This is a genomic window from Brucella grignonensis (assembly GCF_002252505.1).
GTDB classification, from domain to species: Bacteria; Pseudomonadota; Alphaproteobacteria; order Rhizobiales; family Rhizobiaceae; genus Brucella; species Brucella grignonensis.
Map to the genome: position 1 here is coordinate 162,045 of NZ_NNRL01000153.1, position 14,548 is coordinate 176,592.

The window sequence follows — 14,548 nt, forward strand, 5'->3', positions numbered from 1 at the left end:
TTCTCGAATTAGAGCAGAATATCCGTGTAGAGCTCGGAAGCATCCGGCTCTGGATCGTTTTGAGCGAAATCGGCGGAATCAGCGACGATATCGCGAACTTCCTTGTCGATTTCCTTCAGCTCTTCTTCAGTGGCCCAGCCCTTTTCGATCAGGCGCTGTTTTACCTGTTCGATAGGATCATGTTCGGAACGCATCTTCTGCACTTCGTCCTTCGAGCGATATTTCGCAGGATCGGACATCGAGTGACCGCGATAACGATAGGTTTCCATTTCAAGAATCAATGGACCCTTGCCGGAACGTGCCCAATCGACAGCAAACTCTGCTGCTGCGGCAACGGCGCGAACGTCCATACCGTCAACTTTGATACCGGGAACGTTGAACGAAACACCGCGCTTGGAGAAATCTGTTTCAGCGGAAGAACGCGAAACTGACGTACCCATTGCATAACGGTTGTTTTCAATCACGTAGATCACTGGAAGCTTCCACAGCGATGCCATGTTGAAGGCTTCATAGACCTGCCCCTGATTGGCAGCGCCGTCGCCGAAATAGGTCACGGAAACATTGTCATTACCGCGATACTTGTTCGCAAAGGCAAGGCCGGTTCCAAGCGGAACCTGGGCGCCAACAATACCGTGACCGCCGTAAAAGCCCTTTTCCTTTGAGAACATATGCATGGAGCCACCCTTGCCCTTGGAGTAGCCTCCACGGCGACCGGTCAACTCGGCCATGACGCCGCGCGCTTCCATACCAGTAGCAAGCATGTGACCGTGGTCACGATAGGAAGTGATGATCTGATCGCCTTCCTTCAACGCTGTCTGCATGCCAACAACAACGGCTTCCTGACCGATGTAAAGATGGCAGAAGCCGCCGATGAAGCCCATACCGTAAAGCTGACCGGCCTTTTCTTCGAAACGGCGGATCAACAACATCTCACGATAAGCGTCCAGTTCCTGCTTCTTGTCGAAGTTAGCAGGCGCAGGTGCCTTGGGGGTTGCAACAGAAGACGCCTGCATTTTGCCGGCAGGCGCCCTTTTAGCCCTCGGTGCCATATCTCGCTCCCTTAAGCATCCACCCCAAAAATCGGGATCGATTTTTGGAAGACATGATGCATCGATTCAAATTATCAGAGCGCCCCTTATGCACCCGAAGGGCAAGCGACGCTCTAAGATTGTTGTTCTATTGTGACGTTATACGGGCAATTTACAAGATACAATATGCACGCAGAGCATAGCTGCTATGCCGCCAAGCTCTTAAAAACATACCACAAAAAGACAATTAACTGGATTTGAGTTAATTCGACTTGTCTTCTCTCGAAATGATTATCGTCATTTCATCGGGATGAGAGAGATTAAGCGCTCTGCGCGCTTGCTCGTCAAGCATATCCTTTTCGATCGACCCGTCACGCAAGAGCGTAACGCGCTTCTCAAGTGCTGCCCTGTCGGCAGTCACTTTCTCAAGCTGCTGGGTAAGCAGGCTTTTCTGTTCTTCAAGCTGAATACGGGAATAAAGACCAAACTCGCCATGATAGGCGTGAAAACCAAAATAGCTCAGAAACGCAGCCGTCAAAATAGGCAGCACAAAACGGCCGCGGATCGATTTACGTTTCTGCTTGGTCCACATTTCGGCTTCCTTCCCGGATAGTCAGAGCGGCTTTGATTCTGAATTAAAGCGCACCCCAAAAAGTGGGAACCGATTTTCGGAACAGGATGCGCGATAATAAAGACAGTCAGAATGCCGATCTGTTAGAATCAGATCGAACGCGCTCTGACAGAGTCAATCCGATTTCCACCATGAAGCATTATTTTGCTTAACAGAGCTTTACCGCAGAGTGATGACAGAGCATTCAGAAGCAGTTTTTTTTGCAATCACACTCCCGTTGCCTGAATAGAAAATGGCGGCCGAAGCCGCCATATGACCAAGAAATCCTGTGCAAATCACACATCAACAATGATTGAAAAGCCACCCATGATCATGCGCTTGCCGTCAAATGGCATGGTGTCGCCCATTTCTTTCATGCGCGGATCACTCATCATTTTTTCGTTGGCAGCGTCGCGCGTGGCTTTGTCCGGGTATTCGAACCATGAGAAGACCACCTCTTCATCATCTTTTGCCTGCACTGCACGACGAAAATCGGTAACTTTACCATCAGGCACGTCATCACCCCAGGCTTCAACCATACGCGTCACGCCGAATTCCTTGAACAAGGCCGACGCCTTGGCGGCATGTTTCTGGTAAGTATCCTTGTTCGCCTTAGGCACTGCGACGACAAATCCTTCAATGTAAGCCATTTCTCTCTCCCATTTTGGCCCACCCATTCCTGATTAGATGCGTCTACCCTCGCTTGGCATTCCCCTGAAATAGGACACCAAATAAAACGGGCAACTGCACTTATATTGATATCAATGTAATTTGATTTGTCAAATTTGATTTAAAGCGAGAGAAAGACGACAATGGGAATAGCAGACCAATATCAGATATACGGTCGGCGTAACTAGTCTGAAATGGTTGCGAGAAAACTCAGCGCTGCGACATTACCAAATGCCACAAAGTCGGCTTCTGATCGTAGCCACTGCCCTGCCAGCTCTCCAGTGACACAGCATTCCATGCTGCATTGTCATTCCAGATGCGAGCGATCTCATCGGCGCTCATATAATTATAGTATCGTCCAAGCGTGTCATAACCTTCTCCCGGACCATCCTTAAAACTCGCCCAGAGCCAGCCACCCGCTTTGAGTGCGCGGTGCATACGCCGCACAATATCGGGTAGGTCCGCACGACTTGCATGAAGGAGCGACGCGGATGCGTAAATACCATCATAACGCTCAACCGCTTCAAGCTCATGAAATAACATCTGCCTGACAGGACGCTGCAATAGCGCCGAGGCTTCCGCAGCCAGTTCTCCTGAACCATCGGTCGGATCGACGTCAAAGCCTTGCTCGAGCATCGCTTTGGCATCCCGGCCGCTCCCTGTGCCAAGCTCAAGAATAAGCCCTGTGGGCCGCACGAATTTGAGAAAGCTCTCCAGTTTTGGATTAACGCTGGAGCGGGCTGCATAAGTAGCTGCGTTATTCGCATAAAAACCCAGCGCATCGTTCGGCATAGCTTTCCCTCTCCGTTTCCATCCTCAGAGACCAAGCAAATATGTCCGCCGAAGACACAAAGAAAAAGGCGCGCCGAAGCCCGCCTTTTCAATTCAGATATCAATTCGATCTTAGAGGAACTTCAGAGCACTGCGGCCTGCATAGCGAGCCTGCTTGCCAAGTTCTTCTTCAATGCGGATAAGCTGGTTGTACTTAGCCGTACGGTCGGAACGAGCCAGCGAACCGGTCTTGATCTGACCGCAGTTGGTTGCAACTGCGAGATCGGCAATGGTCGAATCTTCCGTTTCACCCGAACGATGCGACATGACAGCGGTATAACCAGCCTTGTGCGCGGTTTCGACGGCATCCAGCGTTTCGCTGAGCGAGCCAATCTGGTTAACCTTGACGAGGATCGAGTTGGCAACGCCCATCTTGATACCATCGCGCAAGCGAGCCGAGTTCGTCACGAACAGATCGTCACCAACCAGCTGGCACTTGTCGCCGATCAGGTCTGTCAGATACTTCCAGCCTTCCCAATCGTCTTCAGCCATGCCGTCTTCAATCGAAACGATTGGGTAATCAGCAGCAAGCTTTGCAAGATACTTGGCCTGAGCCTTTGGATCGCGGGTCTTGCGCTCACCTTCATAGACGTAGTTACCGTCCTTGAAGAATTCGGTAGCAGCGCAATCGAGACCGATTGCAATGTCTTCGCCTGGCTTGAAGCCAGCCTGTTCAATCGATTCCAGTACGAAATCGAGAGCAGCCTGTGCGCTCTTGAGGTTTGGAGCAAAGCCGCCTTCATCGCCGACATTGGTGTTGTGGCCAGCATCCTTGAGACGCTTCTTGAGCGTGTGGAATACTTCCGAACCATAACGGACAGCTTCGCGGATCGACGAAGCGCCAACTGGCAGAATCATGAATTCCTGGAAGTCGATTGGATTGTCGGCATGTGCGCCGCCATTGATGATGTTCATCATTGGAACTGGCAAAACATGCGCATTGACGCCGCCAACATAGCGGTAAAGCGGCAAGCCTGTTGCCTGTGCAGCAGCCTTGGCAACAGCAAGCGAAACGCCGAGAATTGCATTGGCGCCGAGATTGCCCTTGTTTGGCGAACCATCGAGATCGATCAATGTCTGGTCGATCAGAAGCTGGCTTTCAGCGTCGATACCAGCGATAGCGTCGAAAATCTTGCCATTAACTGCTTCAACGGCCTTTTCAACGCCCTTGCCGAGATAGCGGCTGCCGCCGTCACGAAGCTCAACGGCTTCATGTGCGCCAGTCGAGGCGCCTGATGGCACCGCAGCGCGGCCAAAAGAGCCGTCTTCCAGTACGACGTCTACTTCGACGGTCGGGTTACCGCGGCTGTCGAGAATTTCGCGACCAACGATGTCGATGATTGCAGTCATAGGGGCAAGTCCTTCCCTGTAGATAGCCCCGCTTTGTTACGAGGCACATTGAAGAAATCCGATGTGAGACTTCATTATAGAAATAAAAGGCGGAGGAAAATCCCCCGCCTGTGAATTCCCGATGAAATTTTAAATCGATTTAGCAATCCGGTCGAAAGCCATCAATTTTTCGAGAAGTGCAGACATTTTATCGATCTGCACCATGTTTGGTCCGTCAGACGGCGCATTGTCCGGGTCCTGATGCGTTTCAATGAAAACACCAGCAACACCAACTGCAACAGCCGCACTTGCAAGCGTTTCAACGAACTCGCGCTGACCGCCGGAAGAACCACCCTGCCCGCCGGGCTGCTGCACCGAATGGGTTGCGTCAAAAATCACAGGTGAGCCGAAGCCAGCCATGATCGGCAGCGAGCGCATGTCCGAAACAAGCGTATTGTAACCAAAGGATGCGCCGCGCTCGGTCGCCATCACATTTGGATTGCCATTCTCGGTGATTTTGGCAAGCACGTTCTTCATGTCCCACGGCGCCAGAAACTGACCTTTTTTGACATTGACCGCACGTCCTGTCTTTGCAGCAGCGACCAGAAGGTCAGTCTGGCGGCAAAGAAATGCCGGAATCTGCAGAACATCGACAACGTCAGCAACTTCAGCGCACTGCGCTTCGGTGTGAATATCGGTCAGAACAGGAAACCCGAATTCTTTCTTGAGATCGGTAAAAACCTCGAGCGCCTTTTCCAGACCAATGCCGCGCTGCGCGCTGAGCGAGGTGCGGTTCGCCTTGTCAAAGCTCGACTTGTAAACAAGTCCCATGCCAAGCTTATTGGTGATCTCAACCAGTCGGCCAGCCATTTCGAACGCGTGTTCACGGCTTTCCATCTGACAAGGCCCGGCGATCAGAGCCAGCGGTGCACTGTTGGAGAACGTAACATTGCCGATTTTAACGGCAGAATTTGCGGTCGTCATGACTTGGAACCTTCAAATACAAACAACGTCCCTTGGCCCGGAGCCGGAGTGACGCAAATACGGCTTTCGCTCTTTGTGAAAGCGATTCCGTTACGAACGAGAAGTTGCTCAACCGCATAAAGCGAAGCAACCGAGAAGACCAGACCTGCAAGACGTAAACCACGACCATGAAGGACCGGCGACCAGCCAAAACAGCGATCAAACTGTGTCGGCGTCATGACCGCTATATCGGAATTGTTAGCGGAAATTGCCAGTGAACCATCTTCCTCTTTGCGAGCGGGCGCATGAAAGACACCTTGAAGCAGGCTGCCGAAATCTTCCGGCTTCTCTTCACACAGCAATATCTCGCGCAAGCCTGTTACGCCATTTTCATGCGTGATCAGGTGCGAACGGTCAGTCTTGGGATAAGCCAAACGCTGACAGGTGAAGAAAAAAGCATCCGGCGCGCGCAAATCCGCTGCAAAAGCCAGACGAAAACTGCCTTTCTCACGTTTCCCTTCAGATGAGATGAAACTGCGCGAAAACTCGACCATGCGACCGCCGGAAATACCGCGGCACTTGAATTCCGCATGATCGGCACGCGAATCGTCGGTCTTGAAAGCTATTCCGGAAAAACCGTCGTCGCCGTTGCGAAAGCGGTAAGACAAATCACGCTGGATAAAGCTGTTGTTGCGCTGTGCGGCGGCTTCATAAAGCGGCGAGCGGTCCACAGCCAACATTTCGAGATAGGTATCATCTGCAAAGAAACTACAGACATTGGCGGTGCCGAACGGGTGTTGTGCGACCGGCGCCACTGTAAATCCCAGGTGGGAAAGTCTCTTGCGCGCCTCACTCAGTTGAGAAACTGGAAGCACCAGATGGTCAACTGAACGAGCTTTGCGCGCAAGATCATTTGTCATACATCAAACCAGTCTGCCCTGTTCCATCGCAGCCGCGATGAAGGAAGAGAATAGTGGGTGTGGCTCAAACGGACGCGACTTCAGTTCCGGATGGTACTGAACGCCGATGAACCAGGGATGGTCGGCATATTCAACCGTTTCCGGCAGAACGCCGTCAGGCGACATACCAGAGAATACCAAGCCGCTTTCTTCGAGACGGTCCTTATAATCAACGTTCACTTCATAACGGTGACGATGACGTTCGGAAATCTCGGTCGAACCATAGATCTCGGCAATACGCGTTCCAGCCTTGAGCGTGGAATCATATGCACCAAGACGCATCGTGCCGCCCAGATCACCGGACTTCGTGCGCTTTTCGAGCATATTGCCCTTGAGCCACTCAGTCATCAGACCGACAACAGGTTCCTTGGTCGGACCAAACTCGGTCGACGAAGCATTTTCGATACCGGCGAGATTACGCGCGGCTTCGAGACATGCCATCTGCATACCGAAACAGATACCGAAATAAGGGACCTTGTGTTCGCGTGCGAATTTGGCCGCAAGGATCTTGCCTTCTGCACCACGCTCACCAAAGCCGCCCGGCACCAGAATGCCGTGGACTTTCTCGAGATATGGCGACGGGTCTTCGCTTTCAAAGACTTCCGCTTCGATCCAGTCGAGATTGACCTTGACCTTGTTGGCAATGCCACCATGCTGCAGCGCTTCGATCAGCGACTTATAAGCATCCTTGAGCTCGGTATATTTGCCGACGACGGCAATGGTAACTTCGCCTTCCGGATTGTGCAGAAGATGGGAAATGCCTTCCCAGCGTTCCATACGTGGCTTAGGTGCCGGTTCGATACCGAATGCTGCAAGCACTTCGTTGTCGAGACCTTCTTTATGATAAGCAATCGGCACATCATAAATGGTCGAAACGTCGAGCGCCTGAATGACTGCGCTTTCACGCACATTACAGAAAAGCGACAGCTTGCGACGTTCAGAAGCCGGAATCTCGCGATCCGCACGCACCAGGAGAATATCCGGAGCAATACCGATCGAACGCAGTTCCTTGACCGAATGCTGTGTTGGCTTGGTCTTGAGTTCGCCTGCCGCAGGAATATACGGCATCAATGTAAGATGGATATAAACCGCGCTGTTGCGTGGAAGTTCATTGCCGAGCTGACGAATAGCTTCGAGGAACGGCATGGCTTCGATATCACCAACCGTACCGCCGATTTCGCACAGAACGAAATCATAATCGTCATTGCCTTCAAGGATGAAGTTTTTGATTTCATCCGTGACGTGTGGAATAACCTGAACCGTCGCACCGAGATAATCGCCGCGGCGTTCCTTTTCGATGATGTTGCGGTAAATGCGACCAGTCGTGATATTGTCCCGCTGATTTGCAGGACGACCGGTAAACCGCTCGTAATGGCCCAGATCAAGGTCTGTTTCAGCACCATCGTCAGTGACGAACACCTCACCATGCTGGTAAGGCGACATAGTGCCGGGGTCGACATTGAGATAAGGGTCGAGTTTACGGATACGCACGCGGTAACCACGTGCCTGAAGGAGTGCAGCTAGAGCTGCTGCGGCAATGCCTTTTCCAAGGGAAGAAACCACGCCGCCTGTGATGAATACATATCGCGCCATGGGCTTACGTCGTTAGACCCTTCTTGCTGATTCCGCCACTAAAAAAAGTGCGACCAGCGTTTTTTCCATCAAAATCACACCCGATCAGCCTCCCATATGGGAAAACCGGATGCTTCCATCAAGTTCAGTCCTGCTCGCATCATGTAGCATTATTTGTTACATGCGCACGAAAAAAGGCCGGGAAAATCCCGGCCTTTCGGGTATTTCTACAAAAATCAGAGAACGACGACTTTTGCGCCCATGCCAACGCGGTCGTAAAGATCCAGGATGTCGTCATTGGTCATACGGAAGCAACCGTTGGAGGCCGGGCTACCGATCGTCCATGGCTGAGTGGTACCGTGAATACGGATATACGTATCCTTATTACCCTGGAACAGATACATGGCGCGCGAACCAAGCGGATTGCCCGGACCGCCATCCATGCCGTTCTTGTAGCGACCATACTGAGCAGGATTGCGTTCGATCATTTCCTTGGTCGGAATCCAGCGTGGCCATTCGCGCTTTGCGCTCACGGTTGCAGTTCCCTTGAACTCAAGACCAACTTTACCAACCGCAATGCCGTAACGGCGGGCTGTTGTCGAGCTTTCAACGAGATAAAGGAAATATTTGGCCGGATCGATGACAATCGTCCCTGCTTCGTAGCCAGTGAAGGCAACAGACTGCGCCTGATAGCGCGGGTCGATGTTGTAGCGGTTAAGGCTGACCTTCTTCGCAGCGCCTGCTTTTGAAGCACTCTTCTTTTTCTTCTTGGCAGGCTTTTCCTTGGCATCATTAGCCATAGCGACCTGCTGAGCACCCGTTGCCGCAGCAGTAAGCTCGGCTTCAGCACCAGCAGCAAAACTTGGGCCCGTAAGTCCAATGCAAAGGCTTGCAATGCCAGCCATCAAAATAAAGCGTGAAGACATGATCTATTCCCGAAAACCCAAGCAGTGCGGAGAACACCTGTCGCAGTATCGCGTTCAGGCTTTCGCTCTGCATACTGTAAACAGTCGCACTACTCAATTATCCACATGGCTATTCCTCACGATTCGGGAGGGCCTATTGCCAGTGTGCAACACTTTGCGAACTCATGTTTACAAAAAGAAAACCGGCTCTTTCGAACCGGCTTTCAAATTTTCTGCAATTACAAAGCTCTTACTGTGAGCTTGGAACCTGCGGAACCTGTGGCTGCGTTGGTGCAGTTGCCGGAGCCGAACCAGAAGCAGGCGTCTCCGTCTCATTGGTACGCGAAGATTCGCCGCCCAGCTGATTAAGAATGCCACCACCGGTTCCAGTTCCGCCAGCAGGAGGATTCTGTGTGCTACCTGCTGCCGGGATACGGTTCAAAATGTCCGTTGGCTTTTCGCCGTAACGGGCCATGATGCCCAGAGCGAGCGACGTGACGAAAAAGCCAATCGCGAGAATAGCTGTCGTGCGGGTCAGCGCATTCGCTGCACCGCGTGCCGTCATGAAGCCCGAACCACCGCCGATACCAAGGCCGCCGCCTTCGGAACGCTGGATGAGCACAACGCCAACAAGCGCCAGAACGATCAACAAATGAATGACAATGACTATGGTCTGCATAGGTTACGGTCTTTATATCTCTGGACTAATGCGTAACCGGGAGAAACCATAAAATTTCCGCCCCGGACAGCGATGATACAAATAGATAGAGCGGCTCTTTACACGCTATTGTGCGATAATCCAAGCCCTGCATCCGATATAGAGCATTTCCAGCAAAAATGCGAAGCGGCTTTGCGTCGGATAATGCGAAAAAACAAAGAGATAGAGCATTTCCAATGATTCAAGAAAAACAGGAAATGCCCTAGATTTAAAGGACGCAGACACTCATCACAGATTGCGATAGGTTTCGCATATGGCGAGGAAGTCCGTTGCTTTCAAGCTGGCTCCGCCCACCAATGCGCCATCGACATCCGGCACGCTCAGCAATTCAATGGAATTGGCCGGCTTGACCGAACCGCCATAGAGAAGGCGCAAATGCGCGCCACTGGCACCGAAGCGCTCGGTCAGCTTCTCACGCATGAAAGCATGAGCAGCACGAACGTCTTGCACGGTTGGCGTCAAGCCTGTGCCAATAGCCCAAACGGGTTCATAGGCAACAATGGTATTTTCGGCTTTCACACCTTCAGGAAGTGAAGCGGCAAGCTGATCGCCGATCACATCAAGTGTGCGATCTGCCTTGCGCTCATCAGCCGTTTCGCCAACGCAGACAATCGCGACAAGACCTGCGGCCCATGCCGCTTCGGTTTTGCTGCGAACCAGATCGTTGTCTTCGCGGTGATCTGTGCGGCGCTCGGAGTGACCAAGAATGACATGGCTTGCACCCGCTTCTTTAAGCATCGGCGCTGAAACATCACCTGTATGCGCGCCTGAAACTTTCGGATGGCAATCCTGACCACCCAGCGCAACGGTTCCACCTTCGAGCGTTTCAGCCGCACGCGACAGCAAAGTTGCCGGAACGCAGATGACAGCATCCAGCTTGCGACCCAAATCGGAACTCAGGCCCGCAGTAATCGCGCGCAGTTCCGTTAGGGATTCTCCCGTACCATTCATTTTCCAGTTGCCAGCAACCAGCGGACGGATTCCCGGAGTCATATCATTCTCCTCGCCTTGAACGACGCCAACCGCCTGATAACGTGCATGCAGCGCCAAATTTTGCCACTGACTAAGCGTATTCGTCACGCAATGCAACGTTCTTGGTGGTCTATACTCAATGAGAACTTGCATCGGGGCCTAGCTTAAGGTTATCCCCTCACACGGCTTATCTTTATCGAAAGCCGGGCTATGTTTTGTTCTTAAAGGGTTTCCAATGCTCGACAGTATGCGTGATGCCGCCAGATCCTGGGTTGCTAAGCTTCTTCTCGGCCTCCTTGTTCTGAGTTTTGCGGTCTGGGGTATCGCAGATGCATTCCGGGGCGACATGTCTGGCAATGCAGCGCTCAGCGCCGGCAATTCGGAAGTGAGCGCAACAGATTATCGCTTTGCCTATGAGCAACAGCTGATGCGTCTGTCGCAGCAATTCCGTCAGCGACTGACCCGTGAACAGGCTCAACAGCTCGGCGTTGAAAATCAGGTTCTCGCGCAGCTCGCAGCGGGCGTCGTTCTGGACGAACAGGCCCGTAACATGCAGCTTGGTCTTTCCAAGGACGGCATCGCGCGTCTCACTGGTGAAGACCCATCATTCCGGGATGCGAGCGGCAATTTCAGCCGCGCGCAGTTTGATGCAGTTCTGCGCCAATCAAACATTCGTGCACAGGATTATCTCGACAACCGCGCGAAAGTCGCCCGTCGTCAGCAGATCGTCGAAGCAGCAACCGACGGCATGAAAATGCCAAATACAATGCTGAAAGCGCTGGCTCTTTATCAGGGTGAAAGCCGCAGCGCGGATTACGTCACCATTCCGGCTGAAAAAGCCGACACTGTTCCAGCTCCTTCTGATGATGCTCTCAAGGTTTATTTTGATGAGCACAAGGACGAGTATAAGGCACCGGAATACCGCAAAATCACCTATGTGAAGCTTGAGCCATCGGATATTGCCGATCCGGCCGCTGTCACGCAGGATGAAATTAAAGAATATTACGAAAAGAACAAAAGCCGCTTCAGCACTACTGAAACGCGCACCATCGAACAGCTGAACTTTGCGGACGAAGCAGCCGCTCAGGCCGCTCAGCAGAAAATGGCAGCCGGTACGAGCTTTGTTGATATTGGCAAGGAACAGGGCAAGAGTGAAGCGGATCTGGTTTTGGGAACCTTCGAGAAGTCTGCGCTTCCAGATGCGACTATCGCTGAAGCAGCATTTGCGCTCAACGAAGGCGGTGTAAGTGACGTGGTGAAGGGTGCATTCGGCCCGGTTATTCTCCGTGTCACGAAGGTAAATGCAGCAAATGTTAAAGCGCAGTCGGAAGTTGAAGCCGAAATTCGCGATACGGTTGCAACCAATATTGCAATCACCAGCATCAATGGCCTTCACGACTCATACGAACAGCAGCGTTCGGATGGTGCCAGCATGGCTGACGTCGCCAAGAGCCTGAGCCTCAAGGCTATCACTGTCGATGCAGTTGACGCTGAGGGCAACGATCCGGCTGGTAAAGCCGTTGAGCTGCCTAACTCGGAAGCGCTTCTCTCGGCTGCATTCCAAGCTGAGCAGGGTTTCGACAACGATGCGCTTACGCTGGGTAACACAGGTTATCTTTGGTACCAGATCGATGGCACCACCCCTGCCCGCGACCGCACGCTTGATGAAGTCAAGGACAAGGTCGTTGCCGCATGGAAGGGTGAAGAAGCCGTGAAGCGTCTGAACCAGCGTATGGAAGATTTGAAGAAGCGCCTCGACGGTGGCGAAACGCTTGATGCGATTGCTACAGCAGCGGGTGTCGAAAAGCAGACCAAACGCGGTATCACCCGCAATACAAACGATGCCGATTTCAACTCTGCCGCGACCGCACAGGTTTTCCGTGGACCGAACGAACACACAGGTACGGCTGCCGCTGCGTCTGATGATGCTCAGATCCTGTTCAAGGTTATCGAAGTCACAGAACCAACCGCGGCAGGTCCGGAAGCAATTCCTGAACAGCAGCAGACTTATCTATCGACGACGCTTTCGGATGACGTTCTGGAACAGCTGGTAGGTGAGTTGCAGAAACAGTATCCGGTGCGGATCAATCAGACGGTCATCAACAACGCATTGGCATTCTGACCCGCGACAGATCCTAGACAGGTATAAGATAATGGCTGACTTAAAACCCTATATCGCCAAGGCTGCCTCCGGCAATCCATTGTCGTTCGAGGATTCCAAAGCAGCCTTCGACATCATGATGTCTGGACAGGCAACGCCTTCGCAGGTTGGCGGCTTCCTGATGGCTCTGCGGGTACGCGGTGAAACAGTGCCGGAAATTGCCGGCGCTGTTGCATCCATGCGTTCGCGTATGCTGCCAGTTTCAGCGCCTGTCGATGCGGTCGACATTGTGGGCACTGGCGGCGATCAGTCCGGCTCCTACAATGTATCAAGTTGTTCGGCTTTCGTCGTTGCAGGTGCAGGCGTGCCTGTTGCCAAGCACGGCAATCGCGCCCTCTCCTCGCGTTCAGGTGCTGCCGACGCGCTCGCAGCCCTTGGTGTCAACATTGAAGCCGATGCCGACACGATTGGACGCAGCATCAACGAAGCCGGTCTTGGCTTTATGTTTGCACCGACTCACCATTCGGCGATGCGTCATGTCGGCCCATCGCGTGTCGAACTTGGCACCCGCACGATTTTCAACCTGCTTGGGCCATTGTCAAACCCGGCAAGTGTCAAGCGTCAGCTGGTTGGCGTGTTCTCGGCTGAATGGGTAGAGCCTCTGGCGCAGGTTCTCAAAGAACTCGGTTCTGAAGCCGCATGGGTTGTCTATGGTGATGGTCTCGATGAGATGACCACAGCTGGCACCACGAAAATCGCAGCGCTTGAAAACGGTACGATTCGCACATTCGAGATTGAGCCTGAAGATGTCGGCTTGCGCCGTGTCGATATGTCGGAACTTAAAGGTGGCGAAGCCGAAGTAAACGCCAAGGCTCTGCTCGGCGTTCTCGAAGGAGATCAAAACGCCTATCGCGATATCGTTTTGTTGAATTCTGCCGCGGCACTCGTCATTTCCGGTAAGGCAAAGGATTTGAAGGACGGCATTGCTATCGCGGCACAATCTATCGACAGCGGTTCAGCACTTGCAGTCCTGCAAAAAGTTATCGCCGTATCCAACGATAAGCCGCTCTGACGGAAAGGATTAAACCATGTCCACCGACATTCTGCGGAAAATCGAAGCCTATAAGCGCGAAGAGATCGCTGCTGCCCAGGCTCGCCTTCCACTGGAAGAAGTAAAGGCACAGGCCAAGGATCAGCCTGCGACGCGCGGTTTCCTCAAAGCACTGGAAGCCAAGCGCGCTGCCAACAAGTTTGCGCTTATCGCCGAGATTAAAAAGGCAAGTCCATCGAAGGGCCTCATTCGCCCGGATTTCGATCCACCCGCATTGGCCAAGGCCTATGAAGATGGCGGTGCCGCCTGCCTTTCCGTACTGACCGATACGCCATCTTTTCAGGGTGCACCAGAGTTCCTGACAGCTGCACGCAATGCATGCTCATTGCCCGCGCTACGCAAGGATTTCCTGTTCGATACCTATCAGGTCTATGAAGCGCGCAGTTGGGGTGCAGACTGCATTCTTATCATTCTTGCAAGTGTTGATGACGATCTCGCCAAGGCGCTTGAAGAAACCGCTTTCGAGCTCGGCATGGATGCATTGATTGAAGTCCATGATGAAGAGGAAACGGAACGCGCACTCAAGCTTTCGTCGCGTCTCGTCGGCGTCAACAATCGCAACCTGCGCACATTTGAAGTCGACCTTGCGGTTTCCGAACGGCTCGCAAAGATGGTGCCTTCGGATCGTCTGCTGGTTGGCGAAAGCGGCATCTTCACCCATGATGATTGCCTGCGTCTCGAAAAGTCGAATATCGGCACATTCCTCATCGGCGAAAGCCTGATGCGCAAGGAAGACGTTGCGTCCGCAACCCGCGAACTTCTGACCGGCAAGGCCTGAGA

14 protein-coding genes are annotated in these 14,548 nt (G+C 52.8%); 3 read left to right on the top strand and 11 right to left on the bottom strand.

Features of this window, described 5'->3' with window-relative positions:
• Nucleotides 1–8 precede the first annotated feature (8 nt).
• The 11 genes from pdhA to tpiA all read right to left on the bottom strand — a co-directional run bounded on the left by pdhA (nt 9) and on the right by tpiA (nt 10,577).
• Nucleotides 9–1,049 carry a pyruvate dehydrogenase (acetyl-transferring) E1 component subunit alpha gene (pdhA, locus tag CEV33_RS06555; protein ID WP_094539668.1) on the bottom strand — a complete coding sequence of 347 codons (1,041 nt, stop codon included), beginning with the start codon at nt 1,047–1,049 and terminating at the stop codon, nt 9–11.
• A 241-nt stretch (nt 1,050–1,290) separates the two neighbouring features.
• Complete coding sequence (locus tag CEV33_RS06560) at nt 1,291–1,620, bottom strand: FtsB family cell division protein (RefSeq protein ID WP_094539669.1); 330 nt, start codon at nt 1,618–1,620, stop codon at nt 1,291–1,293.
• Nucleotides 1,621–1,934: 314 nt separating this feature from the next.
• The gene (locus CEV33_RS06565; protein WP_094539670.1) at nt 1,935–2,288 is read right to left on the bottom strand and encodes a DUF1428 domain-containing protein; all 354 of its coding nucleotides are present in this window, start codon (nt 2,286–2,288) and stop codon (nt 1,935–1,937) included.
• Between the two features lie 229 nt (nt 2,289–2,517).
• Entirely contained in the window at nt 2,518–3,099 is a 582-nt protein-coding gene (locus tag CEV33_RS06570) for a class I SAM-dependent methyltransferase (RefSeq protein WP_094539671.1), read from the bottom strand.
• A 111-nt stretch (nt 3,100–3,210) separates the two neighbouring features.
• Complete coding sequence (eno, locus tag CEV33_RS06575) at nt 3,211–4,488, bottom strand: phosphopyruvate hydratase (RefSeq protein ID WP_094539672.1); 1,278 nt, start codon at nt 4,486–4,488, stop codon at nt 3,211–3,213.
• Between the two features lie 129 nt (nt 4,489–4,617).
• On the bottom strand, nt 4,618–5,451 hold the full coding sequence (gene kdsA / locus CEV33_RS06580) for a 3-deoxy-8-phosphooctulonate synthase (protein WP_094539673.1): 834 nt from the start codon (nt 5,449–5,451) through the stop codon (nt 4,618–4,620).
• Complete coding sequence (locus CEV33_RS06585) at nt 5,448–6,350, bottom strand: VOC family protein (RefSeq protein ID WP_094539674.1); 903 nt, start codon at nt 6,348–6,350, stop codon at nt 5,448–5,450. The genes kdsA and CEV33_RS06585 overlap by 4 nt, the downstream gene beginning before the upstream one ends.
• A 3-nt stretch (nt 6,351–6,353) precedes the next feature.
• Nucleotides 6,354–7,982, bottom strand: coding sequence for a CTP synthase (locus CEV33_RS06590; RefSeq protein ID WP_094539675.1), 1,629 nt, complete (start codon nt 7,980–7,982; stop codon nt 6,354–6,356).
• A gap of 215 nt (nt 7,983–8,197) precedes the next feature.
• The gene (locus CEV33_RS06595; protein ID WP_094539676.1) at nt 8,198–8,887 is read right to left on the bottom strand and encodes a L,D-transpeptidase; all 690 of its coding nucleotides are present in this window, start codon (nt 8,885–8,887) and stop codon (nt 8,198–8,200) included.
• Between the two features lie 229 nt (nt 8,888–9,116).
• Nucleotides 9,117–9,545 (bottom strand): preprotein translocase subunit SecG, encoded by a 429-nt coding sequence (gene secG, locus CEV33_RS06600; RefSeq protein ID WP_094539677.1) that lies wholly within the window; start codon nt 9,543–9,545, stop codon nt 9,117–9,119.
• A 267-nt stretch (nt 9,546–9,812) separates the two neighbouring features.
• Nucleotides 9,813–10,577, bottom strand: coding sequence for a triose-phosphate isomerase (gene tpiA, locus CEV33_RS06605; RefSeq protein WP_094539704.1), 765 nt, complete (start codon nt 10,575–10,577; stop codon nt 9,813–9,815).
• Between the two features lie 214 nt (nt 10,578–10,791).
• Between tpiA and CEV33_RS06610 the strand changes: the two genes are divergently transcribed.
• Genes CEV33_RS06610 through trpC form a run of 3 tightly spaced genes read left to right on the top strand, consistent with a single transcriptional unit; the run spans nt 10,792 to nt 14,546 of the window.
• Nucleotides 10,792–12,678 carry a peptidyl-prolyl cis-trans isomerase gene (locus tag CEV33_RS06610; protein WP_094539678.1) on the top strand — a complete coding sequence of 629 codons (1,887 nt, stop codon included), beginning with the start codon at nt 10,792–10,794 and terminating at the stop codon, nt 12,676–12,678.
• A gap of 31 nt (nt 12,679–12,709) precedes the next feature.
• A complete protein-coding gene (gene trpD / locus CEV33_RS06615; RefSeq protein WP_094539679.1) occupies nt 12,710–13,729 on the top strand; it encodes an anthranilate phosphoribosyltransferase in 1,020 nt (339 codons plus the stop codon).
• Nucleotides 13,730–13,745: 16 nt separating this feature from the next.
• Entirely contained in the window at nt 13,746–14,546 is an 801-nt protein-coding gene (gene trpC, locus CEV33_RS06620; protein ID WP_094539680.1) for an indole-3-glycerol phosphate synthase TrpC, read from the top strand.
• The last annotated feature ends 2 nt before the right edge of the window (nt 14,547–14,548 follow it).

What these genes read in the sequence shown, in the direction of transcription:
- pdhA (WP_094539668.1), bottom strand. Translation starts at nt 1,049, where the DNA reads ATGGCACCGAGGGCTAAAAGGGCGCCTGCCGGCAAAATGCAGGCGTCT.
- CEV33_RS06560 (WP_094539669.1), bottom strand. Translation starts at nt 1,620, where the DNA reads ATGTGGACCAAGCAGAAACGTAAATCGATCCGCGGCCGTTTTGTGCTG.
- CEV33_RS06565 (WP_094539670.1), bottom strand. Translation starts at nt 2,288, where the DNA reads ATGGCTTACATTGAAGGATTTGTCGTCGCAGTGCCTAAGGCGAACAAG.
- CEV33_RS06570 (WP_094539671.1), bottom strand. Translation starts at nt 3,099, where the DNA reads ATGCCGAACGATGCGCTGGGTTTTTATGCGAATAACGCAGCTACTTAT.
- eno (WP_094539672.1), bottom strand. Translation starts at nt 4,488, where the DNA reads ATGACTGCAATCATCGACATCGTTGGTCGCGAAATTCTCGACAGCCGC.
- kdsA (WP_094539673.1), bottom strand. Translation starts at nt 5,451, where the DNA reads ATGACGACCGCAAATTCTGCCGTTAAAATCGGCAATGTTACGTTCTCC.
- CEV33_RS06585 (WP_094539674.1), bottom strand. Translation starts at nt 6,350, where the DNA reads ATGACAAATGATCTTGCGCGCAAAGCTCGTTCAGTTGACCATCTGGTG.
- CEV33_RS06590 (WP_094539675.1), bottom strand. Translation starts at nt 7,982, where the DNA reads ATGGCGCGATATGTATTCATCACAGGCGGCGTGGTTTCTTCCCTTGGA.
- CEV33_RS06595 (WP_094539676.1), bottom strand. Translation starts at nt 8,887, where the DNA reads ATGTCTTCACGCTTTATTTTGATGGCTGGCATTGCAAGCCTTTGCATT.
- secG (WP_094539677.1), bottom strand. Translation starts at nt 9,545, where the DNA reads ATGCAGACCATAGTCATTGTCATTCATTTGTTGATCGTTCTGGCGCTT.
- tpiA (WP_094539704.1), bottom strand. Translation starts at nt 10,577, where the DNA reads ATGACTCCGGGAATCCGTCCGCTGGTTGCTGGCAACTGGAAAATGAAT.
- CEV33_RS06610 (WP_094539678.1), top strand. Translation starts at nt 10,792, where the DNA reads ATGCTCGACAGTATGCGTGATGCCGCCAGATCCTGGGTTGCTAAGCTT.
- trpD (WP_094539679.1), top strand. Translation starts at nt 12,710, where the DNA reads ATGGCTGACTTAAAACCCTATATCGCCAAGGCTGCCTCCGGCAATCCA.
- trpC (WP_094539680.1), top strand. Translation starts at nt 13,746, where the DNA reads ATGTCCACCGACATTCTGCGGAAAATCGAAGCCTATAAGCGCGAAGAG.